The sequence below is a fragment of the Spirosoma knui genome, assembly GCF_054780635.1.
Map to the genome: position 1 here is coordinate 21,474 of NZ_BAAGVY010000015.1, position 25,220 is coordinate 46,693.

The 25,220-nt window shown below is 53.2% G+C and carries 15 protein-coding genes; 4 read left to right on the top strand and 11 right to left on the bottom strand.

The window, feature by feature from the left end; all coding sequences use genetic code 11:
• Nucleotides 1-74: 74 nt before the first annotated feature.
• The 6 genes from ACYVIY_RS24620 to ACYVIY_RS24645 form a co-directional block, all read right to left on the bottom strand.
• On the bottom strand, nt 75-5,708 hold the full coding sequence (locus ACYVIY_RS24620) for a putative Ig domain-containing protein (protein WP_460979168.1): 5,634 nt from the start codon (nt 5,706-5,708) through the stop codon (nt 75-77).
• A gap of 167 nt (nt 5,709-5,875) precedes the next feature.
• Nucleotides 5,876-6,439 carry an RNA polymerase sigma factor gene (locus tag ACYVIY_RS24625; protein WP_460979169.1) on the bottom strand — a complete coding sequence of 188 codons (564 nt, stop codon included), beginning with the start codon at nt 6,437-6,439 and terminating at the stop codon, nt 5,876-5,878.
• A gap of 230 nt (nt 6,440-6,669) precedes the next feature.
• Complete coding sequence (locus ACYVIY_RS24630) at nt 6,670-9,552, bottom strand: 7TM-DISM domain-containing protein (RefSeq protein ID WP_460979170.1); 2,883 nt, start codon at nt 9,550-9,552, stop codon at nt 6,670-6,672.
• A gap of 366 nt (nt 9,553-9,918) precedes the next feature.
• A complete protein-coding gene (locus ACYVIY_RS24635) occupies nt 9,919-13,479 on the bottom strand; it encodes a hypothetical protein (protein ID WP_460979171.1) in 3,561 nt (1,186 codons plus the stop codon).
• Nucleotides 13,480-13,765: 286 nt separating this feature from the next.
• Nucleotides 13,766-14,533 (bottom strand): tRNA pseudouridine(38-40) synthase TruA, encoded by a 768-nt coding sequence (gene truA, locus ACYVIY_RS24640; protein ID WP_460979264.1) that lies wholly within the window; start codon nt 14,531-14,533, stop codon nt 13,766-13,768.
• Between the two features lie 161 nt (nt 14,534-14,694).
• Nucleotides 14,695-15,885, bottom strand: coding sequence for a DUF6600 domain-containing protein (locus tag ACYVIY_RS24645; RefSeq protein ID WP_460979173.1), 1,191 nt, complete (start codon nt 15,883-15,885; stop codon nt 14,695-14,697).
• 134 nt (nt 15,886-16,019) lie between these two features.
• Between ACYVIY_RS24645 and ACYVIY_RS24650 the strand changes: the two genes are divergently transcribed.
• A complete protein-coding gene (locus ACYVIY_RS24650; RefSeq protein ID WP_460979175.1) occupies nt 16,020-16,631 on the top strand; it encodes a methyltransferase domain-containing protein in 612 nt (203 codons plus the stop codon).
• On the opposite strand, the gene ACYVIY_RS24655 is transcribed toward ACYVIY_RS24650, so the two are convergent.
• The gene (locus tag ACYVIY_RS24655) at nt 16,598-17,062 is read right to left on the bottom strand and encodes a hypothetical protein (protein WP_460979176.1); all 465 of its coding nucleotides are present in this window, start codon (nt 17,060-17,062) and stop codon (nt 16,598-16,600) included. The two genes, ACYVIY_RS24650 and ACYVIY_RS24655, sit on opposite strands and share 34 nt — an antisense overlap.
• A 133-nt stretch (nt 17,063-17,195) precedes the next feature.
• On the bottom strand, nt 17,196-18,146 hold the full coding sequence (gene corA, locus ACYVIY_RS24660) for a magnesium/cobalt transporter CorA (protein ID WP_460979177.1): 951 nt from the start codon (nt 18,144-18,146) through the stop codon (nt 17,196-17,198).
• A gap of 249 nt (nt 18,147-18,395) precedes the next feature.
• Between corA and ACYVIY_RS24665 the strand changes: the two genes are divergently transcribed.
• A complete protein-coding gene (locus ACYVIY_RS24665) occupies nt 18,396-19,682 on the top strand; it encodes an isochorismate synthase (RefSeq protein WP_460979178.1) in 1,287 nt (428 codons plus the stop codon).
• Nucleotides 19,683-19,741: 59 nt separating this feature from the next.
• Here the strand turns inward: ACYVIY_RS24665 and ACYVIY_RS24670 are convergent, their stop codons facing one another.
• Together ACYVIY_RS24670 and ACYVIY_RS24675 are read right to left on the bottom strand one after the other, a co-directional pair.
• A complete protein-coding gene (locus tag ACYVIY_RS24670; RefSeq protein WP_460979179.1) occupies nt 19,742-19,924 on the bottom strand; it encodes a hypothetical protein in 183 nt (60 codons plus the stop codon).
• Nucleotides 19,925-20,017: 93 nt separating this feature from the next.
• Complete coding sequence (locus ACYVIY_RS24675) at nt 20,018-20,275, bottom strand: adhesin (RefSeq protein WP_460979180.1); 258 nt, start codon at nt 20,273-20,275, stop codon at nt 20,018-20,020.
• A 198-nt stretch (nt 20,276-20,473) separates the two neighbouring features.
• On the opposite strand from ACYVIY_RS24675, the gene ACYVIY_RS24680 reads away from it, so the two are divergent.
• Nucleotides 20,474-21,517, top strand: coding sequence for a glycoside hydrolase family 130 protein (locus ACYVIY_RS24680; protein WP_460979181.1), 1,044 nt, complete (start codon nt 20,474-20,476; stop codon nt 21,515-21,517).
• Nucleotides 21,518-21,524: 7 nt separating this feature from the next.
• Here the strand turns inward: ACYVIY_RS24680 and ACYVIY_RS24685 are convergent, their stop codons facing one another.
• A complete protein-coding gene (locus ACYVIY_RS24685) occupies nt 21,525-22,214 on the bottom strand; it encodes a DUF6624 domain-containing protein (protein ID WP_460979182.1) in 690 nt (229 codons plus the stop codon).
• 64 nt (nt 22,215-22,278) lie between these two features.
• Here ACYVIY_RS24685 and ACYVIY_RS24690 point away from each other — a divergent pair, with 64 nt between their 5' ends.
• Nucleotides 22,279-25,218 (top strand): S9 family peptidase, encoded by a 2,940-nt coding sequence (locus ACYVIY_RS24690; protein ID WP_460979183.1) that lies wholly within the window; start codon nt 22,279-22,281, stop codon nt 25,216-25,218.
• Nucleotides 25,219-25,220 lie beyond the last annotated feature (2 nt).

Consider the following 25,220-nt stretch of genomic DNA (forward strand, 5'->3'; position numbering starts at 1 on the left):
TCAGAAAGGCGGGTGTTCCCCGGACGCTAACCAGGGAATACCCGCCTTTGCTACGTGTTTATTTCTAATTGTCTTTACAGCTTAACCACTTTCAATTGCCTGGTTTGTCCGGCCGTATGGACGTACAGCATGTACACGCCTGCCGCCTGATTGCTCACATCCCACTCCACGGTTTGTTCCTGAGCGGCTGATTTCCAATCCTGCTGACGTAGTGAATATCCCTGCGCGTTAATCAATTTCACGGCTAGGGGCTGACCAGCCGCGCCTTTGACCACCGCCCGTAACTGACCATTTACCAAGGGATTGCCCAGTACAGATACCTCTAAAGCGGATTCAGCTATGGCCACTTCTGCACCCTCACGAGCCCGGCAGCTGGCGTCTACATACAGCCGGTACGGGCCGTAGACCGTAACGGTTCCTGCCCCATCCGTCGTCTTGAGGTAGAAGTCACCCTGGGTGTTGGTCTGGGCATTGATAATAGTCAGACTTGACGTAGCGGTACCTCTAAACAACTGCGGGCTCTCCATGATCTTGGGCGTAGTCAGACTGTTCTTGTACCACTCATACTTGACCGGACTACCACTGACCACTACGCTGATCACCGCTGTGCCTCCCCTACAGACCGTCAGGCTACTTGAGCCACCCGTCACCGTCGTACTGGCCGTGACTGAACAGCCTCCACTAGTAGTCGCCGTGACCGAGTAGAGACCTACCGTACTGACCCTGGCCGTGTTGCCGCTGCTGCCCCCCTGCTGAGCGGCTCCTGAACTAAAGACGTAGCTGGCAAAGCCTGGGGTGGCCGTTAGGGTCACGCTGGCATTGGTGAACGAAAGCGGTCCACTGCTGGTCAGACTCAGGCTAGCTGGGACGCTCACCGTTAGTGACGTAACTGCCGAAGCCACCTGCCCATTGCTGCTTACTGTTAGGGTAACGCTTTGAGCACCCTGCCCGCTGGCCGTTACGTTCTGGCTGAAGTTGCCGTTGGCCATGCCGATGGTGGGGGCACTGCTGCCACTGCTGAGCGTGTAATTGTAGGGGCCCGTTACGTTACCCACCGTAGCGGTAAAGGTGACCGGACTACCTACACAAACTACATTGGGACTGGCGGCAAAGCCGCTCAGTATTGGGGTCGCATCTGTCACGGTCAGTGTGTAGGCTTGACTGGCCACCCCCACACAGCCGTTGGCGTCGCTAGCCTGCACCAGCACCGAGTAGCTGCCCGCAGCAGTGGGTGTACCGCTCAAGACGCCACTGGCCGACAGGCTCAGACTCGAAGGCAGGTTGGCGCTGACCACCGAGAAGCTGTAGTTGCCACTGCCCCCCTGAGCCGTGAAGCTTTGGCTGAAGGGCTGGCCCACCGTAGCGGTGGTGGTTGCCGGATTACTAACAACCAGATTTGGGCATACTACCGTGAAGGAAGTCGGATTGTTGGGTCCTGCTGTACCGGGATCATCAGTCAGGGCTGTGTTTTCGTTCGTACCATTACCATCACTATCAAAATTGATCGTGCCCTGATTGCTGATAAGTTGTCCACCTGTCCCTGGATTGACGGTAGCCATAATGGTAATGGTTGTTAACCCCCCGCCCGGAATGCTGCCATTCCAGGTTATAGTTCGGTTACCCACATCAGCTATGGCAGTGCCGGTTGAGGCTGAAGCTGTAACCAGGCTCAGGCCGGTTGGCAGTTCATCCGTAAATTCATTGCCTGCGTTGTCAGACTGAGCGCCTAATCCGGTATTGGTCAGGACAATGGTATACGTAATAGTACCGCCCGGACTAAAGGAGCCTGAGACGGTTTTGGTACCGGAGAGGCTGGGCGTTGGTAGCACTGGATTCTGGACCTCCAGCGCGCCCATGTCAACCCGGCCACCCGCAATCCGGGGGTTAGCGGCTGCATCGGTTTGAGGCAGGTTGGTGGCCGAGTAAGGCCCGCTGGCTACCGTTACGCTGTTAGGGTTGCCCGCATTGACGGCGGGCGAGGTGTTGGGCAGGTTGAGGTCACTAGCCGATACAAAGGGGGATGCGGTGATCGTCAGGTTACCCGGTCCGCTGGTGTAGCCAGTGATGGCTTGGTCCAGCAGGCTGTACTGCGCCGTTACGTTGAAAAGCGGGTTACCGTATCCATCCCTAAAGGTATTTGCGCCACTTGTGTTCCAAAGCACGCTGTTGATGAGCTGGATATCAATCGGCGTTGTACTTTGCGAGGTAGTATTTTTGGCGAGGCCACCGGCCAAATTAAGCAGTGAGCAGTTAATGAACTGGGTTTGTAGTTGCCCCGTACCATATTGATCATTATCCAGGAAGGCCTCACCTGTGTAGTTGGCAATTATGCAGTTTATAAATGTTGGCTTCAGTAACGACGTATTTTGTCCCGGAGTGCCGGCCGTATAATTATACACCAGCCCGCCAGATGGACGGTCTCCTGCCTGATTATTCCTGAACACACAGTTAACAAAGCTTGGGCTGGTATTTCCATTAATTAAGGCATTGTTGGCCACACAATACCCACTAGCCACTCCAGGCCCAGCAGTATAGCCGGTAAATAACAAGTTTCGATATTGTGGGCTACACTCCACGCCGTAATTTGAACCACTATAGTTCATGATTGCCCCTGAATTCGTACCCGATTGGGGCGGGGTAATCACAGCCCCATCCAGGATTGCCGTACTGGTAAGGTTGTGTGTGTTATTAACTATGCAGTAACTATTCCCCGCCAATGTCCCATCTCCATCAATATCGGCGGAAAGCGTAGTCGACGAGGGATTGCTCAGGGAGATGGCAGGCCGCTGATCCAGATCAACTTCGCTCCCCTCAAATCCGCCGTAGATAGCCACTCCTGGCAACATAGCGAATCCAATAAGCCGATCCGACTGAGTGATTTGATTAGCTGGCTTTGTAACCGGTTTATACACTCCACGAGCAATCCAGATTTCGGTTAAGTTACCCGTACATGGGTACTTCAGAGCCGATTGCAGGTCGGTAAACGCATCCTGCCAACTCAGGCCCGTGTTGGCTCCTGTCGCATTGGCCTTCACATACAGCCGTGTTACATCAGAAGGGGTAACTGTCAGGCTGGTGACCGCCGTAGCTAGTGCTCCTCCATCACTCACCGTCAAGGTAAAGCTCTGAGTACTTTGTCCGCTGGCCGTTACGTTCTGGCTGAAGTTGCCGTTGGCCGTGCCGCTGATGGGGGCACTGCTGCCACTGCTGAGCGTGTAATTGTAGAGCCCCGTTACGTTACCCACCGTGGCGGTAAAGGTGACGGGACTACCTACACAAACTACATTGGGACTGGCGGCAAAGCCGGTCAGTACTGGGGTCGCATCTGTAATGGTCAGGGTGTAGGCCGAACTGGCCACTCCCACACAGCCACTGGCATCCTGAGCACTGACCAGCACCGAGTATCTGCCCGCCTGGGTGGGCGTACCCGATAAGACGCCACTGACCGACAGACTCAGACTCGAAGGCAGGTTGGCGCTGACTACCGAGAAGCTGTAGTTGCCACTGCCCCCCTGAGCCGTGAAGCTCTGGCTGAAGCCTTGACCCACCGTAGCGGTGCTTATGGCCGGGTTACTCACCGTCAGCGTGGTGGGATTGCCCTGGTACTCATACGCCCCCCGATCAATGACGCCACCGTTGTACTGTCGGGGATTCCCCGCCAGGTCAGTATTGCCCCCCCCGGCTTGGTTGTAGGCTTCGCTGTTACCAGTGTTGATAGCTGGTGAGCAGGCATTAAGCGCTACACTATTCCCGCTCACAAAAGGCGATACGGTGGTGATCAGGTTATTACCCCCATCTGTGTAGTTATTTACCGACGGTTCCAGCAGACTGTAGCTTATCGTCAAAGTAAGGTTTTCATTATTGCCAAAGGTGCTGCTGAGAAAGGTGCTGACTGCACCATTGTTCCATACCACCGAGTTAGTCAAGCTGGGACTGCTGTTGCCCAGGTTGTAGATAGCCCCTCCACCGAGTATAGCTGAATTGTTTTGCAGCGAACAATTGACTAGGCTGGGACTGCTGATATTATTGTAAACGGCCCCGCCATTTGATGTAGCCGAATTGTTTTGTAGCGAACAATTAACCAAGCTGGGACTACTGATATTGTTATAAATAGCTCCGCCATTAGAGGCCGTGTTGTTTTGAAAGCTACAATTGATCAGGCCAAGATTGCCATTCACGTTATAGATGGCCCCGCCATTGATTGCAGCTGAATTGTTTTGCAGACTACAATTGATTAGGCTGGGACTGCTACCCAAGTTGTAGATGGCCCCGCCCCGTGTGTCAATATTACCGTTGCCATTCGCATTGCCGCCACTGATAACAAACCCATCGAGTACCGCTGTATTGTCCAGACGGTTTCCATCGTTTCTGATAACATGGTAGCTATTGTCAGAGGTATTGGCGAAGTTAGGGCCGTCATCTCCATTCAGGTCGCCCGACAGTATACTATTACTTGGTTGCCCCGTAATGGGTGTGATCGTCGGCCGATCTCCCAGTTGCCCTTCAGTTCCTACAAAGCCCCCAATAATCTTAACTCCCGCTTTCATCACAAAGCTGACGCTGCGGTCAGTGCCGGTGGTGGGTTTGTAGAGCCCCTGGGCCACCCAGACCTCTTGCACACCCTCGGCATCGATCATGGTCTGCAAGTCACCACTGGCCTGTTGCCACGAAGAGCCGTCACCCGTACCGTCCTGTTTGACGTAACGGATGGGTAGCGTTTGAACATAGGAGATAATCACCAGGCCATTGCCCGAGTTGCCATCCTGGGCTCCGGTTGTAGCGGTGCCATTGGGGTCGATGTTGAACGAGCCGCCCCCCCCACCAACGCCACTACCAATGTCGTTTATAACACCAGCACTGCCACCCCCTGAGTAGCCACCGCCACCCCCGCCAACTGCCGCTAAAAAACCAACGGTTTGGTAATAGCCTAAACCGCCACCGCCGAAGCCAGCGGCTCCGAAAAGGCCACCGGCCCCACCATTGACAAACGCTCGACCGCCACTTACTTGGTATTGTGGCGCATTCTGGCCATTTGTGAATAGGCCCCCCCCGCCCGCTGCTGGATCTTCTAATCCAGCAATACTACCGCCATTGCCGCCTGTGCCGCCTGCACCGCCCCCATTGTTGGGAGCAGTGCCCGCCCCACCGTTGTTGGTTAGCTGACCATGCTTCGACTCTGAATCAAGGTTGATGGTATTGCCCCCGGCACCACCGCTGCCGCCACCGCCCCCGGCAACGATCAGTGGCTGAATGGGGTTGCTACCTGTAACTACAAACGAACCACCCCCGCCCGAAGGTAAACCAATATATTGCCCTCCTACTAGAATAGATAGCTGTTGACCCGGTGTAACGGTGGCTTTACCCGTAATGATTGCCCCCTTCCCTGGCGCATATACCGATTTCGGGGATGTGCCGCCCTCTGCGCCCCGGGCCTCAATCGTTAGGGAAGTGACCCCAGCTGGTACGGTCCAGGTTACAATAGTCTCCGAGTAGGCAAACGTTTCGGAGGTAACAGCGGCCAGCCGACCGCTGGGCAGAGGCCGCATGATGGTTGCCTTAACGGGGGCAACCGTCCTGAGTTGACTTGCCGCCGGTTTAGGGCGAGATACCTCCCGACGTTCCTGTCGCGAGATGACGGGTTGTACCTGCTGAGCTAATGCGCTGAGCCAGCTAGAGAGTAAAACGAGAAGGGTACACAGGTGCTTCATAAGAAGTTGATTGAAAAGAAAGTAAGTTTATTCGCTATAAAACTACCACTACTGTAGGCGGTCAAATGTAAGGGGGCTAGTTGTCCAGAGGCTAACACGGATGTTACATTCTTTAACACTGTTGTTACATTTTAGGCAAAATGACAACTTTTTATCGTCAACAGTACTTAAGAGGTTGGTTCACAATAGACCTGCTGGAGTCGGTGGCGGCTACGTTTAAGCCGCATCTTCACGGCGCTTGGGGATAGGTTATACTGTTCGCTAATGGCCTGAATTGATAAGCCCTGCTCATATTTAAGCCTTAACAGATCGACCTCTTCGGCCGATAACTTCTTCAGGGCATTCTCCAAGGCGGTTAGTCGAAGCTCGGTTAGCTCCGTCCGATCTGAGTTTGAGGGGATGGTATCGAACCCGTTCGTCAGTTCAGGGGGCAACGGTTCCACCGCCATTCGTTTGCGAAGCCGTATCTGGTCCAGGCAGTAGTGGTAAGAAATGGCATAGAGCCAACTGGAGAAAGAGGATCGGTTCCGAAACGAGCCTAACCGCTCGAATACTTTTATGAAGATGTCCTGCGTATAATCTTCAGCTGCGGTTGTGTCCCTGGTCAGTGATAAACAGGTCTTATAAACTTTATGGACGTAACGAGCGTAGAGTACGCTGAAACTGTCTTCTGAATGGTCGGTTAAAAAAGCGTTGGCCAATTGCTCATCGGTACATTTATTCTTCGTCATAGCGCTGATTAAGGGAATTAGTTCTAAAACTAAGCTAGGGTAGGTGACCGGTCAGTTGCTCAATGTATGATCTTATACTCCCGGCAAGTACCACAAACACCAAATCAGGCGCTAACGCTCACGTTACATTCTTTACCACTCATGTTACACAGGCATAAAAAAAGCCTGAAAACTCAGGCTTTTGAACGCGATGACTATACGACTCATTCATGTCAGTACGTAGCATCTCTCTACGATGCCGTAGTCTGGTCTGGCCGGTCCGCCGGTGTGGTGACCCGGTCTGGCGCGACCCGACCGTATTGAGAAGGAGGTACACCATAGCGCTCCTGAAACACCTTGGCGAAGTAAGACAAGTTATCAAAACCAACGGCGTAGGCCACCTGCGAAACACTTTGCCCGCCCATCTGCAACAGCTCGGAGGCTCTGGCCAATCGGATATGTCGAATAAATTCAGTAGCTGTTGAACTCGCCAACGCTTTCAGTTTACGATGGAGTTGAACGCGGCTCATATTAACCCCTTCAGCGAGTTCTTCTACCGTAAAATCAGCCCGGTCGATGTGTTGCCACACGATCGCCTTCAGGCGTTCCAGAAACTGCTGCTCGGCCTTTAGCGCTACAGATTCAGTAGGTTGCTGAGCGTTTCCATCAGCAGTCGACTCGTGCGCTGTAGCCGAAAATCGTTGGTACAGATGCTGGCGTTGCTTTACGAGATTACGTACCCGTACCTGCAACTCGGCGCGATTAAACGGCTTAGTCAGGTAGTCGTCAGCTCCCAGTTCGAACCCTTGAATACGATCGTCAATAGTCGCTTTAGCCGTAAGCATCACCACCGGAATGTGACTGGTAGCCTCTTGGGTTTTCAGAGCTTTACAGAAAGCAAATCCATCGAGCCGGGGCATCATTAAATCGCATACCACTACGGTAGGCAAACTAGCGGTGGCCTTTTCCAGCCCTTCCTGGCCATCCACGGCTTCCAGAATCTGGTAGTCTGCGGCAAAAATGCTGCGTACATAGGCTCGGATATCGGCGTTATCGTCAATAATCAGGAGAATATTGTCCACCGTGGCTGACGTATCTACAGCCCCCCCCTGGTTGCCTAACGTTGGTTCGGGTGCCAGTATAGCTAAAGTTCGCTCGACACTCGGTACGTCAGTATTCGATACGGGTTGAGCGCTGACTGAGCTAACCGGTAGTGGCAGCTCAACGGTGAATCGAGTGCCAACGCCTTCCGTACTCTCAACCCTGATCGTCGCGCCGATCACCTTTACCAGTTCGTGGACCAGCGCCAGACCGATACCGGTCCCTTCGTATGATCGGTTGATTTTACCATCGACCTGATAGAAACGCTCAAAAATGTGCGTCAGGTGTTTAGGGGCGATACCAATACCCGTATCCTCAATGATTAACTGCACCGGCCCCGACGTTCGTGCTTCCGGGTAGTGTACGCGCATGCGCACCTCATTCCCCACGGGGGTGAATTTAAAAGCGTTGGAAAGTAGGTTCGTAACAATCTTTTCTAGTTTGTCGCGGTCAAATACGCTCTCATAGTCGGTTTTGGTTTGGGTAAAGCTGAACTGAATCTGCCGGCTCTCGGCCAGGGAATTAAACGAACTGGCCAGCGTACGGAAAAATGCAGCCAAATCGCCCCGTTCCGCCTGTACCTGAAGCCCACCCGCTTCGAGCTTGCTCAGGTCGAGCAACTGGTTGATCAGACTCAGCAGACGGTTGGCATTCCGCTCCATCAAGGCTACCAGCGGCTCAGCAGGAAACTTCTGTTTCAGGTCGGAAAGCGGACCAAGCAGCAACGTAAGTGGCGTCCGAAACTCGTGCGAAATATTGGTAAAAAACTGCGTCTTGACAGCGTCCAGCTCCTGTAGTTTATCCACTTCCAGTTTCTCACGCGTCAGTGCATTTGCCGTGGCAACCCGATCTTTGATATAGGACTGTACGATCCGCCCCAGTACGAGCGACATCGATACCATCTCAATGGCCAGTGCCAGCAGAGCCAACTGACTAATCACGGGTCGGTACGGAATTACCGACAACGATTGCAGTTGAAAGAGAAAAAAAGGAATCGTGCAAAGGGCGATGGGTAAGACAAAATGAACCGCCGACCTTGACCTGGTAGACCAGATCAGAAATACGTTCAGAAAAAAGAGGCCATACATCACCAGAACGATGATTGCATTGAACTGACCAATAGCGGCTGTCTGAACGAAAAAGGGGAGAAAAACGCCTACCGCACAAACGCCCGCAATACCCAGCAACAGCCACCGGAGCGGGCGGAAGAGAGGTCGGTTGTCCAATAGGCTATACATCCAGACGGCCAATCCCAGCGGCAGCAGCCGCCCCATACCGTAGTGCATCCAGTCCAGCAGGCCAGGATGTCCCGAAAGAAGGATAGGGTACACGCCCGTGCGGGAAAGGGTCGATATATACAGCAGAAACGTACAGACGGCGTAGAAGCGAAATTGCGGATCAGGAATGAAACGGGCCAGCACAAAATTGTTCAGCGACCGAAGAATAAATAGCCCTAAAAACATCCAGATGGCAAAAATAATGACCCGCCCTTTGCTGAGGTTATAGTATTCTTCCCAGACGGTTACTTTGCCAAACATGGCCAGGCTGCTCTGAATGCGAAAATAGGCAGTGACGGGGGTATTGGGTGGTAGTTCGACACGGAAGAACGGAGTGGTCGCAAAAAAACCCTGGTCAACGTAAGGGCGCTTCAGCCCGCCAGTTTGGTGTTTAATTTGGCCGTTCGGATAAACCAGATACAGATCAGCATAGTCGAGGGTGGCCGCATCGATCAGACCCAGCAGCCAGTGTTTTGTATTTTCCCGACTTTGGTTGATCAACTCAAATCGTATCCAATACGCACTGTTGCTGAAACCAAACTGGAAGTTTTCGGAAGGGCTGGGTTTGAAGTCTGTACGCTGCCTAACTTGGGCAAGGGTTAACCGGCCACTTTTATCCTCCAGAATAGCCGTTTGGCGACCGACCGGTATAAACCGGGTCGTATCCGACAACTTTATGACCGGGTCAGCGGCCTGGACACTGCCACCAGCCAACAGCATCCAACAAAACAACGTTGTGTAAACCAGGATACGCATTAAAAGCGCAGTTAATTAATGGACCTTATCAAGATAATTAGTCTCAAACATTCAGCCAAACAAATCGACTACGAAAGGCAATCTGTTAGTTTTGATAGGTTTATACGAATATCAGTAGCAGAAGGATTCCGACGTCTCACAGCCCCCGCAACTAAACCGTTGGTCCAGGTTCATCGAACGAAACCAGCTTGCTCATACGCCCCCTGTTCCGGACGGGCTGCCCAACAGCCATTACTGTTACGGATCATCGCCAAATGACTTGCTTCCGTCTAGCCATAACATAGATCATCCCAGTAGTCAACTTGGATCACGTTGCCGATACGTTATGGAGCAGCCATTTGTTGGGCTAGCCAGCACCAGTGACCATCAGTGTTTAATAAGTTTATGCCGCTGGATTTGTTGGTTGGCCTTTACCTCCAGCAGATAGATTCCCACAGGCTGCTCCCTCATGTCCCATTCTATCAACTGCTCTCCGGCTGCTTGCTCCCACTGTTCACTCCGCACGCTACGTCCCTGCTCAGTAACCAGTTTCAGCCGAAGCGGCTGACCAGCCGCGCCTTTAACCACCGCCCGTAATTGGCCATTGACTAAAGGATTACCTAGAATAACCACTTGTACAGTCGGCTCAGTTATTTCCTGGGCTAGCTCCCGCGCCCGACAGCTGGCATCTACAGTCAACCGATAGGGACCGTAGAGGGTGATGGTGCCCGACTGATCGAGTACTTTCAAATAGAAGTTGCCCTGGGTATTGGTCTGGGCGTTGATGATAGTCAGACTCGACGTAGCCGTACCCCGGAAGAGCTGGGGCGTTTCCATGATTTTGGGGGTAGTCAGGCTATTCTTGTACCACTCGTACTTCACCGGATTGCCACCCACGGCCACGCTAATGACGGCTGTTCCTCCCCGGCAGACGGTGGGATTATTTCCCCCTGTAACCGTGGTAGAAGCCGTCGCTGTACAGCCATTGTCTAAGCGGGTTGCTGTCACGGAGTAAACCCCTGTAGCGGTTACCGTGGCGGTGTTTCCACTGCTGCCCCCCTGCTGCACAGCTCCCTGGCTAAAGCTGTAACTAAAGGGTCCGACTGGATTGGTAGTAGCTATCAACGTTACTGTCGTGTTCGTAAAAGACAGAGGGCCGGTGTTGTTCAGCATTACTGTCGCGGCATCAAGGTTGAGACCCACCACCGTAGTAGCGGTAGTTGAGCAACCATTAGACCCGGTGACGGTCACGGTATAGGTGCCTGTCCGACTTACAGTGGCCGTAGGGCTTCCACTTTCCGACTGGGTAATAGGAAGAGGTCCAGTGAAGCTGTAGCCCAGCGAGCCGGTTGAACTGCTGGCAGCGGTAAGCGTGACGCTGGTTTGGGCACAGGTCAGCGGACCATTGTTGATTAAACTAACATTTTGAGGAGGAGTCGTGTTGCTGGTGACCGTTGTAGACGCGCTTACCGAGCAGCCTCCCAGGGTAGTGAGGGTGACGCTATAGGGCCCCGCAGCCGTGATGCTGGTTACCGGGCTGCTCAGTCCACCCGCTTGTAACCCGTTGCTGAACTGATATGTAGTGCCAACGTTGCCCCCCTCAGCGACCAACTGAACACTGGTCTGCGCGCAGGTTAAGGTACCGCTGGCGGTGAGGCTGACCGTAGTAGGTGGGTCGCTGACCGTTACACTAAATGCTGTAGACGTAACGCTTTCGCAACTCCCGTAAACGACGAGCTGATAGTTCCCATTGTCACCCGCCTGCACATTCGTTAAGGAAAGGGGGGCAACCGAAGCTTCTAAGACTTCAGTAGCCGGCGTTCCATTTTTCAGCCATTGGTAACCAAACGTGTTGCCGGAAACGTTAGCCGCAATGGTCACCGACGAACCGGCGCACACGGCCGTACCCGATGCCACCGACACGGATATGGGGAAGCAGGCGATATTGGCAGTTCCGGTAGCGCTACAGACCATCTCGACCGCATTGCCGTCCTGATCCAGATCAGCCTGATCCGTTATAGAACTACCTGCGCAGCGTTTATCTAAACTCTGACTGTTGTTATACAACAACTGATCAACCGAGACACTGCCCTTACTGGGTAAATTTTTAACCGTTGTACTGATATTGATCCAGATCTGCTGGTTCACCCCCAGATTGCCGCTGCCCGCATTCCAGCGCCAACGTAGCACGGTATATTTCTTACCGTCGATAACTACCGGGTCAGACTCTCTTTCAAAAATTTGTGGGGCTGGCAGCCCTGTACCCTGATCATCAAACGTCCAGGAAGAAAAACTCAATCGCTCATCCAGTAAGCTGACTGCGACTACATCCTGCAATGGAATCGGATCACTCGACTGGGCGTTTGACCACACCCGTGTACGCCACGAGATTGTCTGCCCAGGGTTGAAAGGTCCCCCACCCGACAAATTATTGACAACGGGGCTGAACTGAACGAACGGGGCTGCCAGAGTAAAGGATTCGCAATCGTTCCGATTTACGTTGGTAGGCCCATCCGCATAAACAGCAGAAAGCGCAGCGCAGAACTGAATTTGGTCACCAATAGCTACTGGCCCGCCTGCGTTATCAGGGTTAATGATTCGTCCGGTAATAATCGGCCGGGTGGTTGAAGTCATTCCCGGTTGCGTTTGGCCGTACTCCCAGCGAACACGGGTGATATACTCGCCAGCGCCCAGGCCAGGCGGTGGGGCCGTCAGCGTTGTGTTGGTAGTTGCATTAGGCGAGCTCCCCCAGAGCGTGAACACACCCAAGGCAGTATTCTTTTCATAACTCACGCGTACGCCTTCGCCAGCTGCAAAATCACTAACGCCCGTATATGCCCCCGTTGTGACAGAGCTAACCTGTAACTCAACGGGCAAGGTGCCAATGACCACTGTATTATCCAGCGGTACGTTGCCGTTGTTCGTCATATTGATATCAAACGAAAATCTCTGATTCAATGCAGGCGGATTAGGCGTACCACCGGCCATGTTTACCGTGAATCCAGCTCCTGGAGCGGCCACAAACCTAGAGACCTGATGCGTAATAGTTGCATCTCCTATCGATTGAGCGGACTTACCTAAAGGGGTTCCAGTCGCTGTTACGCTCGTGGTAACATTGATACCACTAGGGAACGTAGCAGACGGAAACGTTACGTTAATAAGGATATCGCCATTCTGATTAGGCTGGAGAGGCAAGGCAAACGGCGACGTGAAGGTAACCGTGGCGGGCGTGGTACCCACGCACCCCGGTTGGCAGTCGGCGGCCGGGGTGGCTCCATTAAAAACTGTACCCGGTGGTAACGTAACTACAACTGGCCCTACAGCGGTGAGATTGAGCGCTCCGTTGGTATTAGGTACACTCAGTCGATAACGGTACTGCTCGGGTATATCGAGATTTGCCGGGCTGGACTGAAGCGTTAATGCCGCATTAACCTGAACCGTGGCTTCGCTGGTAACCGTTACCGGAGGAGTCGTAAACGTACCGGGTGTGCTCCCCAGATTGATTGCATCGGCCGTGTTGGTAGCCACCGTCCCGTCGGGCGTAGATCCATTGCGAAAACGTACGTTAACGATCAGGTCACCTGAACTTCCGGCGGGTAGCGAATTAATAAGCTGAAACAATACGCGCGTGCGGCCGCTGCCTCTAAAGTTGGGCGTAACATTTATGGCGGCAATATCTCCAGTGGGCGATGCCGGAATTGTAGATACATACTCAAGCTCAGGCGGCAATAGATCAACAACCTCAGCGTTCAGGCAAGGGCCGCTGGTACTACCACAACTGTAGGTCAGTCGGTAACCGAATGTAGCCCCGGAAGTTTTGGTATTGCCAGCATCCACCTGTATGGCTGATTTCAACAAAGGCTGCGCGTTGATACGACTGGCTACTCCCGTTGCGACAAAGAAGCCTATAATCAGCAAGAGTTTCTGGAGGTCCGGTAACGTTGGCACTGGCGGAGAGCAGAACAGAAACGGTCTGACTGGGCTGTTCCGAAAACGTAGAGACAAGGCCATATGCATAGGAGTTAATTCTGTAGATGCAGAAAAGCTGAGTTTATAAACAAAGCATTTTTACTCATAAAATACTTCATCTAAATCTATAATCAACTTACTTCTAACCCCTTACAAGACGTACTGATTTTGCCTTTATCTACTAAACTTCCTCCTATGTCAACGAACTATTCGCGGCTCAACTAATTTTGCAAAAAAGAGAATAAACGAATTTATAGCAACTCTCTCACTCGAACTGCACTCGCTGCTGAAGCACTTCGGCGGGATAGCTAACTTCCATAAGATACAACCCGTTGGCGGGGGCGGCCCGGCCCGCAATCGTCCGGTCTTTGGCCTGAATAATCTGCTCGAACTGCGTAAGGCTCATCCGCCCTTGTCCAATTTCGACCATCGTACCCACAATTGTGCGGACCATTCCCCACAAAAACCGGTTCGCTTTGATGTGAAAAGTAAGCCGATCATCGCCCGTCTGTTCCCAATAGGCGAAATCGAGTCGGCATAAGAAATTTGTTACGTTCGCACGAGCTTTGCTGAAGCTCTGAAAGTCACGATACGTTAGCAGAATTTCGCAGGCGGCATTAAGTTGATCGATAGCCAGATGGGGCCGAAAATGATACGTAAGTCCGGGTTGAAACACGCGCTTGTACCGGGTGATGTGGTATTGATAATAGCGGGCTACGGCCGAAAACCGGGCGTGATCGTCGGGGCGAACGGGGAATATAGTATGAATAGCAATGTCGTCGGGCAACATGCAGTTCAGGGAGTAAAGCAGTTCGTTGGTCAGCGGCAAAGGCGCGTCGCTGTCAAAATGAGCAAACTGCTGTTCGGCGTGAACACCGGCATCCGTCCGACCGCTGCCAACAATATAGATAGGTTGGCCAAAGCGACGGCTCAACGCGGCTTCGAGCGTTGTCTGGACACTTACGCCATTACGTTGTGCCTGCCAGCCATGATAAGCTGTTCCCCGGTATGAGACTTCCATAAAATAACGCATACCCCGCAAAAGTACCGCTTTGTCCGCAGCAATACAGGCTCGTCGCCCATAAAGCGACGAGCCAGCTATCAGATAGACAGCTGGCTCGTGGTCCTTATAAAGCAAACGTTACGTAGTCGTTGTCTGTACTGCTACGTAACGTTTGCGGCCGTTAATACGAGTTACCGAGGACCGCGTGAATGACCTGCGCGGTTCGCTTCTCCACCCCGGTTTTGGCCCGGCCACTGATTCTGCGACCGATCACGCTGTGGGTACCCTTGCCCCCGAACATCGGGAGAGGGTTGCTGATACGTATTCTCAGCGCGTGGGCCCGGATTAGGCGCAGGGCTATTAACTACGGGTGCCTGATGGTCTGGGCGTTCATAGGTCCGGTTCGGCTGGGGCGAGTACCCATCCGATGCACTGTTCCCCCGCCGGTTATTCCAGCCACGGTCGTTGCCGTCGGGTTGAGTCGGTCGGTTATACGTCCTAGGTTCAGCTGGTACGTTGCCATTACCGTAGCCTCCACGACGATCGTTGGGTGCATAGTTTGGTCTATACTCCCGGTTGGGTTCATTATACCTGTTATAACCACGGCCATTGTCGTAGCGGCCCGAGTTGTTGTAATTCCGCCCGTAGGCTACCGATGGGTTCGGCCGATAGAAACCAACTGACCCATTACCGACTACCGACCGTCCCGGACGATCCATATAATCGACCCGGTACACCTGAACAGGCCGACGGGTAACGCGCTCGATCTCGACGCGCTGCGGACCATACACATACGCCCGGTTGTTATACCGATAGACGTTGTTGATGATCGTTGTGTTCTGATAAATATTGATTACCCGTGGATGCGGAACCCGGTAGCTGTACAGGTTCGGGCTGGTGATATACACCTGTGGCACGAAGGTCCAGTACGGAGCCGGAATATTGATGTTCACGTTAATATCGATGCCAGGTCCCAGCGGAGCCCAGCCATAATAGCCACCACCCGAACGCCAGGACACCCAGGCCGGTCCCCATTCAGAGGCCGGAATCCAGATCCATCCGCCATAGGCCGGGTCCAGTATCCACCGACCGTAGTGAAAGGGAGCCCAGCCCCAGTCGTAATCAGAAACCCAGGTGTTCCCATATTCCGTAACCACCCAGTGCCCATTACTGGCGTAAGGTTGAAAGTCCGGCCCGGTATTGGGTCGCCACACGTTTCCATACGTTGGGTGCTGCCCCCATTGCCCGTAGGGAGCCAGTTCGGTATAAAACGATTCAACCGGTACGTTAAAACCAGGCTGAGCTATAGCTGCTTGGTTCCCGGCCAGGCTAATGGTCAGCATCAGCAGACCCCATACCCACTTATTTATTGACGCGTTCATGTGTCCCGACAATTAACGGCGAAATGCCTTGTGTGCTGGTTAGACAGCCAGATCAGTTCAGGGTTTAATGCCTCATCTCGAAAACTCTGCGACTGAACAGGCGGTTGATTTAACCAGTACAAGCTCTTCTCGTTATGCAGCCAAATAACCCTTTTGCGCGATACGATCCGACCGACGATGCCCTGTTCTACAGCCAGCCGAGATTGGTTGTGCACATCGACGAAGCGGCCATTACGGCGGCTACCCAACTTTTCCGCGAGTATTTATCCGAGACCGGTGCTATTCTTGATCTGATGAGCAGCTGGCGCAGTCACCTACCTACTGACGTATCGTACGCGCGGGTGGCTGGACTGGGCATGAACGAAACGGAACTGCGCGAAAACCCGCAGTTGACCGATTACGTCGTTCAGGACCTGAACAAAAATCCCTACCTCCCCTACGCCACTTTTGACGGGGGAATGGTTACGGTTTCAGTTCAGTACTTGACAAATCCGGTGGCCGTGTACCAGGAAATTGGCCGGGTATTACGTCCTGGCGCGCCTTTTCTGACGGTCTTCTCGAATCGAATGTTTCCCACCAAAGCCGTCGTCATCTGGCAGACGCTTGATGATCGAGGGCATCAGCAGTTGGTTCGTTCATACTATGAACAGGCCGGGACGTTCACAGACATTGAAGTACTGGACCGCAGACCCGGCCGTTGGAGTGATCCGCTCTACGCGGTTGTTGGCCGACGAAGCCGGTCGTAGATAACCCCGGCTACCAGGCCCCCGAAAAAATACCAGCCAATGGTCATGGCGGCTGTGGCGGTGGTACGTTTTGTTGGCTTTTCTCCCAGGCCCATCGGTCCGGGTAAAGTTACTGCCCCAACGCCCGCCAATAATCCCAGGGCCGCCCCCGTAGCAATCGGATGCTTGGAATACGTACCCAACAAACTATAATAGAGCGCGTTGGATGCTACGTCACCCGCCATAGCCAGCGCGTAGAGTTTATCTTCAGCGGGTGGCTGTTCGCCCACTTTGCGGTAGCCTTTGGCAATCGCGCGCATACCGAGCAGATCGGCGCGTGGGGCCGTGGAAACAAACCGACGTACGGTTTCGTGCAGCAGGTTCAGTGCAATGGCACCGCCGAGGCCACTGCCCAATGAACGGGTAATATTCGTGTTGGTGAGATGATCCATGATGTGTTGAGTTTACCTGTTACAACAACTCACGGCCTGCCCGCTTGGTTATACTGGGCATTGAATGTCATTGGGTGGTCAATGGCTGTCGCAATAGCCCGGATGCCATCAACGAACAACTAACGCCCACCAACTACAGCCAGTTCTTAAGCCGGAAGACCCAGACGGTCAGGGCCGAGGATACCACCATCATGGCTAAGGCGAAGACGTACCCGTATTTCCAGTGGATTTCGGGCATTTCATCGAAGTTCATCCCCCAGATACTCGCCAGCAAGGTTGGCGGCAGAAACACCAGTGACACGACCGTAAAGATTTTAACGACCCGGTTTTGCTCCAGATCGATAAGCCCGAGAAATGTATTCTGCAAGAATTCGAGCCGCTCGAAAATGAAATTGGTATGGTCGATCAGCGAGTTAATATCCTTAATAAGTGTCCGCAGCCGGAGTTGTTCGGCTTCGTTGAACCAGCCATCTGAACGAATCATGGCCGAAATCACGCGTTGTTTGTCCACTACGCTCTCCCGAATCGACATGGTCAGCTCCTGGTAATCGTTGATATTCAGCAGCATTTCCCGATCAAGCGTAGCATCCAGATCGAGCATTCGGTTAATGGCCTTGATTTCGCCCGACACCATTTCGACCAGGTCGGCGTCGTAGTCAATCCGTGACTCAAAAATATAGATCATGATCTGCGCCCCGTCGGAGAAAGCTGCTCGGCGTGACTTAATCCGCTTCACCGTATCAGCAAACGATTTCAGATCGGCATGTCGGTACGTAAACAACGTATCGTCTTTCAGGATAAAACTGACCGGCACCGTTACGTAGCGCTGTTCTGGATCGGACACCAGAAAGTTGGAGTTGGCAATCATGTACTCATCTTCCTCGATGTAGCGCGAACTGCTTTCGATTTCCTGCTGCTCCTGCTGACTCAAAAAATCAACGTCAAACTTTTCCTCCACGCTCTTGATCTCGGCCGGTGTCGGGTTCTGAAGGTCAACCCAAAGCGTGCGTTCGGTGTTGGAGAACGAGTCAATATCACGAATTTTACGGACGGCCGTTTCGTCCTGCTGAAAAATACGGATCATAGGAGTTGAGCGACCCAGTTGTAGGGTTCCGCGTAAAGTTCGCAGAAAACCCGTGTCTGCCGAATGTGTCGATCTACTTTTATCTGAGACAGCCCATAGCAATCCGCGCTGATTCAGCCGTTCAGGCAGGTGTAAACTAGTTATAGATGTTTGTAAACACCTGACCGTTAAATAACTACTTTCAGCGCACAAATTTACCTTACAATCTGTTACTACTTTAGAGGCTCAACCGAAAGACGCCCGTAGGCTATGCAACCTGATCACGCTATCGATACCGTAACTTCTGACTTATTCATCAATCGGCAGCGACCTGGTCTGCCAGCCGCTATTGACATTTGGGAAACGGCTCACTCGCTGGGCTTCCCGGCTGCGCTGTGGCGACTGCCCAACAAGCGCGATAAACACATGATCGTCTCGTTCGATGAAGTGCTGCCCCGCGTAACGGCCGATCTGGAAGAACTGCCAGCGGGTTTCCTGGTTAGCCCGTTTGCGAGCCTCGACGCGGGTGTCAACAGTCCAGCCGCCCTAACCGTATTCATCAGGGCCGATGTACAGGCTACTTTTTCGGATACGGGTGCGTCAGAACTCACTGTCAATAACAAATCAGCCGCCAGTCACTTCCGGGAAGCGTTGGCTAACCGGCCGATTTCCAGATCAGTTGCGCAATCGGCCCCGGCAAAACTTATTGAGCTTACTGACCCAACCGCTCAGGCCGTTTACGTCCGTAACGTAGCGGAAGCAGTTGCGGCTATGCAACGCGGTGAGTTTCGGAAGGTGGTGCTGTCACGTACCAAGCGCGTTGCCTTTACGGATGCTCCGAATGCGGTAGTTTTCTTCGATAAGTTGTGCGAACGCTACCCAACCGCGTTCGTGTCGGCGGTATCGATTCCGGAGAAAGGTCAAATCTGGATCAGTGCTACGCCCGAGCGCCTGGTCAGTGTCGATGCAGAAGGTATGTTTCGAACGGTATCGCTGGCGGGAACGCAATCGGCGGCTAACCCCGACGGCACCCAAAAACGCGCGGCCGATGCCTTATGGTCCCAGAAGGAAATTGAGGAGCAAGCCCTCGTCAGCCGCTATATTATTGAATGTTTTAAAAAAATTCGGCTGCGCGAATACCTCGAAGAGGGACCTAAAACTATTGTGGCGGGGAATCTGATGCACCTCGGCACCCAGTTCACGGTCGACATCCACGGCGTGCGTTACCCGCAACTAGGTACGGTTATGCTGCGGCTGCTGCATCCGACTTCGGCGGTTTGTGGTATGCCCCGCGAGGCCGCTTTTGCATTCATCAATCAGCACGAAACTCACGACCGGGAGTTGTACAGCGGCTTTATCGGCCCCGTGAATATGAACGCAGCAAACGAAGGGTCAGCGACTGACCTGTTTGTGCATATCCGGTGTATGAAACTGGAAGGAAAGCAGGCCACGCTCTACGCGGGCGCTGGTTTAACCGAAGACTCGGTGCCTGAGCGGGAATGGCAGGAAACCGAAATGAAATGCCAGACGCTTCTGTCGGTACTCAACGAACAGTAATTCATTATCCGTACCAGATCATCAGCAAATGCTAATCCGGCACGGATAAGAGTTAGTGTTTACTCATCCCGGCCTTCGGCGGGGTCGCTGGTTGCGCGTGAACCTTCTTCGGTGGTACGTCCACCATCGGCACTGGCGGCCGACGATTGGGTTTCGCTATCGGGCGCGGTGTTGCCGGGGCCATTGTTGCTACCCGCTGCGCCTTTGTTTTCTTCGGAATCCTGAATTTCGGATGGGGTCATAACATTGAGATTAAAGATTGCGGATTCCCAACTACACGACGGTTTGAGACATCCAATCAGAAATCCGCAATCAAACTTGCATAAAAAAGTAGATTAGTCCATACTGTCGTCGTCGAGATCGTCGTCAATGTCGTCGTCCAGTTCTTCGCTCAGATCGTCGTCATCGCCGAATTCTTCATCATCGATATCGCCGAGATCATCTTCACCGTAGCCGCTGGTCGCTCCAGACCCTAGTTCGTCAAAATCAGCTCCTTCGTCGAACTCATCATCGTCGTCAAAAGCAGCGGTTTCCGGATCAGGGTTCAGCATCAGCACGTCATCGTCCTGATCAAACGTTGGCAGGTTAATCATAGTTGAAATATGTGTAGGTTGATTCTGGTTTCTGGTCATAACGCGGCTCTTTCGAATATGGTTAACCGGTTCGTCAACTAATTGAGTAAACGGCCTAAGAACAGCGAAGCGCCTTTTGGGTTTTACAGGTAGGTTTCCCGTTGCGGCTGCCAGGAACTGTCAGCCGCCCAAAATTCGGGAACACAACGCGCAAATATTGTGAAAAACTATCAATTACAACGGCTATCTGAGCAGCCAATTTTACAAACAAAGGACGTAAAACCCTCAATTGAGGGTTTCGACGTACTCGGTGCCTTTAATCCGGCAGCCTGTCGGATCGGCGACGAAACGATCCTGCTGCTACGTGTCGCCGAAGCCCCATCTGCCCGGGCTGGTCATATCGCCGTTCCCCTCATCGAAGACCGCGACGGCGTTCCTTCCTTAACCGTTAAGTACCTGCCGGAGCCCCAGCAGCCCTACGATCCCCGTATTGTTACCATCGACGGCAAGCAGTACCTAACATCGTTGAGTCACCTTCGCCTGGCCCGCAGTACCGATGGCATTCGGTTTACCATCGACGAAAAACCGTTTCTTTTTCCTGCCCGTCTGGACGAATCCTATGGCATCGAAGACGCCCGCATTACGTTCCTGGACGGTCAATACTGGATCCTGTACACAGCCGTTTCTGAGCATGGCCCAGCCGTGGGCTTGGCGCTAACCAATGATTTTAAAACCGTGGAGCGTATAGGCATCATTTTGCCGCCCCCGAACAAAGACGTAGCGGTGTTCCCACAAAAGATTAACGGAAAGTACATGCTGCTGCACCGGCCAATGGTGTCAGAAATCGGAAAGCCGTCGATCTGGCTGTCGGAATCCGTTGATGGCGTTCACTGGGGGCAGCATAAATTCCTGTTTGGCGGCCGGGGATTCTCGGGTTCAGCCTACGCGTGGGAAGGCGGTAAGATTGGCGCGGGACCTGAACCCATTCTGACCGATGAGGGCTGGCTGGTCTGTTACCACGGCGCGGATGCCAGCCACTCCTACTCCCTGGCGTTGGCCTTGCTCGATAAAGATGATCCGTCGAAAGTGCTGGACCGTTCGGAGCTGCCCATGCTCCAGCCCGAATTATCCTGGGAGCGGGAAGGTTTTTTCCCGAACGTAGTGTTTTCAAACGGCTGGGTTCAGCAGCCCGACGGTTCGATCTGGGTGTATTACGGGGCCGCCGACTCCGGGGTTGGCGTGGCCAAACTGGTGCGAACGTAGCCCAACGTCAATCGTTTAGATTCAGCACGTACCGCTCTTTAATCTGCGCAATCGTCAGCGGCTTGTAGGTGATGTTCAGGCGAGTAGCGTTTTCTTCTACCGTTTGGGTAAAGCCCGCCAGCCGCCGACGTTCGTTTACGCCTTTCGGATCGTCGATGGGCCAGATAAAGCATTCGGATGCGTTCGGAGTGCTCCGTAGCGGATAACAGCTACCCTGGGTACCGTACCGTTGTGGTTTACCCTTGTTCATTAGTTGTCGATCTTCCATCATAGCCACCAGTCGGGCGGGTAACTCACCGCGCTTACCGGCCTCACGGATCAGCGGTAAATACTGCTCTATTTTATTGGAGTGCTGGATTATATACCAGACCGCTTCATTGGTAGGCTCCCCGACCAGCGTTTTTCCGGGATAACCGTTCTGCTTCAGGATTACCTCTATGCGTGCCAGATTTGACTTGTCGATGGTGCTCTGTTTTTCCCACAAAACCCCTCCCAGGTCGGTTGGGCTGACCTTAAAGACGTTACTCAGGCTGTCGCGCATAGTCGTATTCTGTCCTATATTCGACAAGTACTCGCGATACTGCTGATCAAGTACATACATACTGTCCAACTCCTGTTTAAGTGATGCGTTACGTTGCGCGTAAGCGGCACCGGATGTAAGCATCAGGATAATCAGCAGGAAAAGGCTTCTGGACATAGTTAAAACGGTTCAATGTGCTTAAATTTAGGGATTACTATCTGGCTTTTGGCACTTGCCCATTATGTTACGTAAACTTTCCGTTCTCTTTCTTCTGTTTTATACCGCTTCCATAGCTTCTGCCCAAACTCAAAAACGTCCGCTTACGGCTGCCGATTATGACCGCTGGCAGAGTGTACGCTCCGAGAAAATAGCCAATGATGGGCACTGGATTGCGTACCAGATCGACCCGCAGGACGGCGATGGCTACCTGGAGTTGGCGGACGCTACCCGCAAGACCCAAACGCGCCGGTTCGCACGGGGATATATGGCTCAGTTTACGCCCGACAGCAAATTTCTGGTCATGCGCCTAAAAGCCCCCGCGGCCGACACGCGCAAAGCCAAACTTAAGAAGAAAAAGGGCGACGAACTGCCTAAAGACAGTCTGCTCGTCCTGAATCTGGGAACGGGCACGACCACAAAACTGCCGAATGTAAAATCATTCATGCTCGGTAAAGAAGCGGGTTCGTGGCTGGCGGTTCTGCAGGAACGGAAAGATGAGAAAGAAAAACCAGCAACTAAACCCGTTGCTCAGAAAGACACCCTCAACCCGTCAGCGCCTGCGTCCACTACGTCGGCAACGGCAAAGAAAGGGTCTCCTAAAAAGCCAAAGGGTGACGAGCTGACGCTGTTGAACATGGCCGACGGAACGCGCAAAACCATGCGTTACGTGACGAGTGTGGTCGTTTCGGAAAATGGGCAGTCAATTTTTTACAGCAAGGAGTCGGCAAATGATTCACTGAAAACAGGCGAAGTCAGCATTCCCGGCGTGTTTCTGTTCAATACGTCTACCAAACAAACGACCCTGGTTGACACCAGTTCGCAACGCAAGATTTACAAAGGGCTTGCTGTCGATAAGGCCGGGCAGCAGTTGGCGTGGATGGCCTCCGCCGACAGCTCTGGGGCAGACGTAAAGGTGTTTACCTTGTACTACAAGAACCTGGCTTCGGCAACGGCTCCCGCAAAAGGCAAACGGCAAAAGACAACGACCGCCGAACTACCCTACCGGGTTGTCGCCGATACGCTGACGAAGGCGTTCCCGAAAGGCTGGTCCGTCAATGAGTTTCGAGAACCAAAGTTTTCGGACGATGGCAGACGCCTGTACTTCTCCTCCTCCCCTATTCCGCCCAAGCCAACGAAGGATACGTTGACGCCCGACGACGAAAAAGTAAAAATGGATGTCTGGAGCTGGACCGACAACCGCCTTCAACCCATGCAGCAGCGTCGGCTGAAGGAAGAAAAAGAGCGCGGTTATCTGGCCGTGTATGATCTCCCGTCCGGTCGCGTTACCCCCCTGGCGAGCCGCGAAGTCGCTACGGTTACTTTTGACTCGAAAATAAACACCCGTTACCTGTTGGGATTGAGCGATCTGCCGTATCAGGTTCAGGCTTCCTGGGACCCTGGCCATACTGACCTGTATCTGATTGATACCCAGACGGGCGATAAAAAACGTATTGCCAATGACGTAATGGCTTCGGAGCCTAAGCTCTCGCCCGGTGGTACGTATGCCTATTGGTTCGATGAGCGCGATTCGCTCTGGCGGGCCTGGTCCATCGCCGACGGCAAACGGATCGACCTGACCCGTGGCCTGCCCAGTAAATTCTTTGATGAAGAACACGATACGCCCAATCTTCCCGGCTCGTACGGATCGGCCGGCTGGACAATCGGCGATCGGTACGTCTGGTTGTATGACCGCTACGACATCTGGCAAATTGACCCAACTGGTAAAGAGAAGCCTCTGAATTTAACCGCTGGCTGGGGCCGAAAAAATAGCGTTCGGATCCGTCGTGCCGACCTCGACCCCAGCGACGGACCATCCCGAGAAAAAGCCATTGACCCAAGCCAGGCGTTGTTCCTGACCGGTATCTGGGAACGCGATAAAGCAACCGGCATTCTGAAACAGAAAAACGGGATAGGAGCTGCTGAACCGGCGGTTCTTAGCCGAAGCAACCACCGGTACTTTGGTTTGAACAAAGCCAAGAATGGGCCGACAATGACGTTCTACAGAGGCAACTACCAGGAGCCGATCAACCTGTTCCTGACCGATTCGACGATGGCGAGTCCACAGCAGCTTACCCGCGCAAACCCGCAACAGGACAGCATTCGTTGGGGAAGCGTCGAATTGGTTAGCTGGATAGGCACCAATGGCACTAAGCTGGAAGGGCTACTCTATAAGCCCGAGGGTTTCGACGCCAAAAAGAAGTATCCGATGCTGGTATATTTCTACGAACGTAACGCCGAAACGCTCAACGACTATCGGGTACCCGCCCCCAGCCGGTCAACGATCAACATCCCCTACTGCGTATCAAACGGCTACCTCGTCTTCGTACCCGATATTGTGTACACGACGGGGCAACCCGGTCCTAATGCCTACGACTGCGTAGTACCCGGTGTACTGAGTCTGCTCGATCGCGGCTTTGTTGACCGCGACCGCATTGGTATTCAGGGGCAGAGTTGGGGTGGTTATCAGACGGCCTATATCGTTACCCGAACGAACCTGTTCCGGGCGGCCGAAGCAGGAGCTCCCGTGGCCAACATGACATCCGCGTACGGGGGTATTCGGTGGGAAACGGGCGTAAGCCGGGCGTTCCAGTACGAAAAAACGCAGAGTCGCATCGGCGGTACGCTCTGGGACAAACCGATGAACTACATTGAGAACTCGCCCCTGTTCTACGCCAACCGGGTGCAGACCCCTTTGCTGATTATGGCAAACGATGCTGACGGGGCCGTTCCCTGGTACCAGAGTATCGAGTTGTTTTCGGCCCTACGTCGCTTGAATAAGCCAAGCTGGATGCTCGTCTACAATGGCGAAGGGCATAACCTCACCCAACGGCACAATGCTAAGGATTTGAGCATTCGGATGTATCAGTTCTTTGATCACTACCTGAAAGATGCACCCATGCCAACCTGGATGAAAGAAGGCCGAACGGCCGTAGAGAAAGATCGCGGAGAAATGAAATATTAGTC

What these genes read in the sequence shown, in the direction of transcription:
- ACYVIY_RS24620 (WP_460979168.1), bottom strand. Translation starts at nt 5,708, where the DNA reads ATGAAGCACCTGTGTACCCTTCTCGTTTTACTCTCTAGCTGGCTCAGC.
- ACYVIY_RS24625 (WP_460979169.1), bottom strand. Translation starts at nt 6,439, where the DNA reads ATGACGAAGAATAAATGTACCGATGAGCAATTGGCCAACGCTTTTTTA.
- ACYVIY_RS24630 (WP_460979170.1), bottom strand. Translation starts at nt 9,552, where the DNA reads ATGCGTATCCTGGTTTACACAACGTTGTTTTGTTGGATGCTGTTGGCT.
- truA (WP_460979264.1), bottom strand. Translation starts at nt 14,533, where the DNA reads ATGCGTTATTTTATGGAAGTCTCATACCGGGGAACAGCTTATCATGGC.
- ACYVIY_RS24645 (WP_460979173.1), bottom strand. Translation starts at nt 15,885, where the DNA reads ATGAACGCGTCAATAAATAAGTGGGTATGGGGTCTGCTGATGCTGACC.
- ACYVIY_RS24650 (WP_460979175.1), top strand. Translation starts at nt 16,020, where the DNA reads ATGCAGCCAAATAACCCTTTTGCGCGATACGATCCGACCGACGATGCC.
- ACYVIY_RS24655 (WP_460979176.1), bottom strand. Translation starts at nt 17,062, where the DNA reads ATGGATCATCTCACCAACACGAATATTACCCGTTCATTGGGCAGTGGC.
- corA (WP_460979177.1), bottom strand. Translation starts at nt 18,146, where the DNA reads ATGATCCGTATTTTTCAGCAGGACGAAACGGCCGTCCGTAAAATTCGT.
- ACYVIY_RS24665 (WP_460979178.1), top strand. Translation starts at nt 18,396, where the DNA reads ATGCAACCTGATCACGCTATCGATACCGTAACTTCTGACTTATTCATC.
- ACYVIY_RS24670 (WP_460979179.1), bottom strand. Translation starts at nt 19,924, where the DNA reads ATGACCCCATCCGAAATTCAGGATTCCGAAGAAAACAAAGGCGCAGCG.
- ACYVIY_RS24675 (WP_460979180.1), bottom strand. Translation starts at nt 20,275, where the DNA reads ATGATTAACCTGCCAACGTTTGATCAGGACGATGACGTGCTGATGCTG.
- ACYVIY_RS24685 (WP_460979182.1), bottom strand. Translation starts at nt 22,214, where the DNA reads ATGTCCAGAAGCCTTTTCCTGCTGATTATCCTGATGCTTACATCCGGT.
- ACYVIY_RS24690 (WP_460979183.1), top strand. Translation starts at nt 22,279, where the DNA reads ATGTTACGTAAACTTTCCGTTCTCTTTCTTCTGTTTTATACCGCTTCC.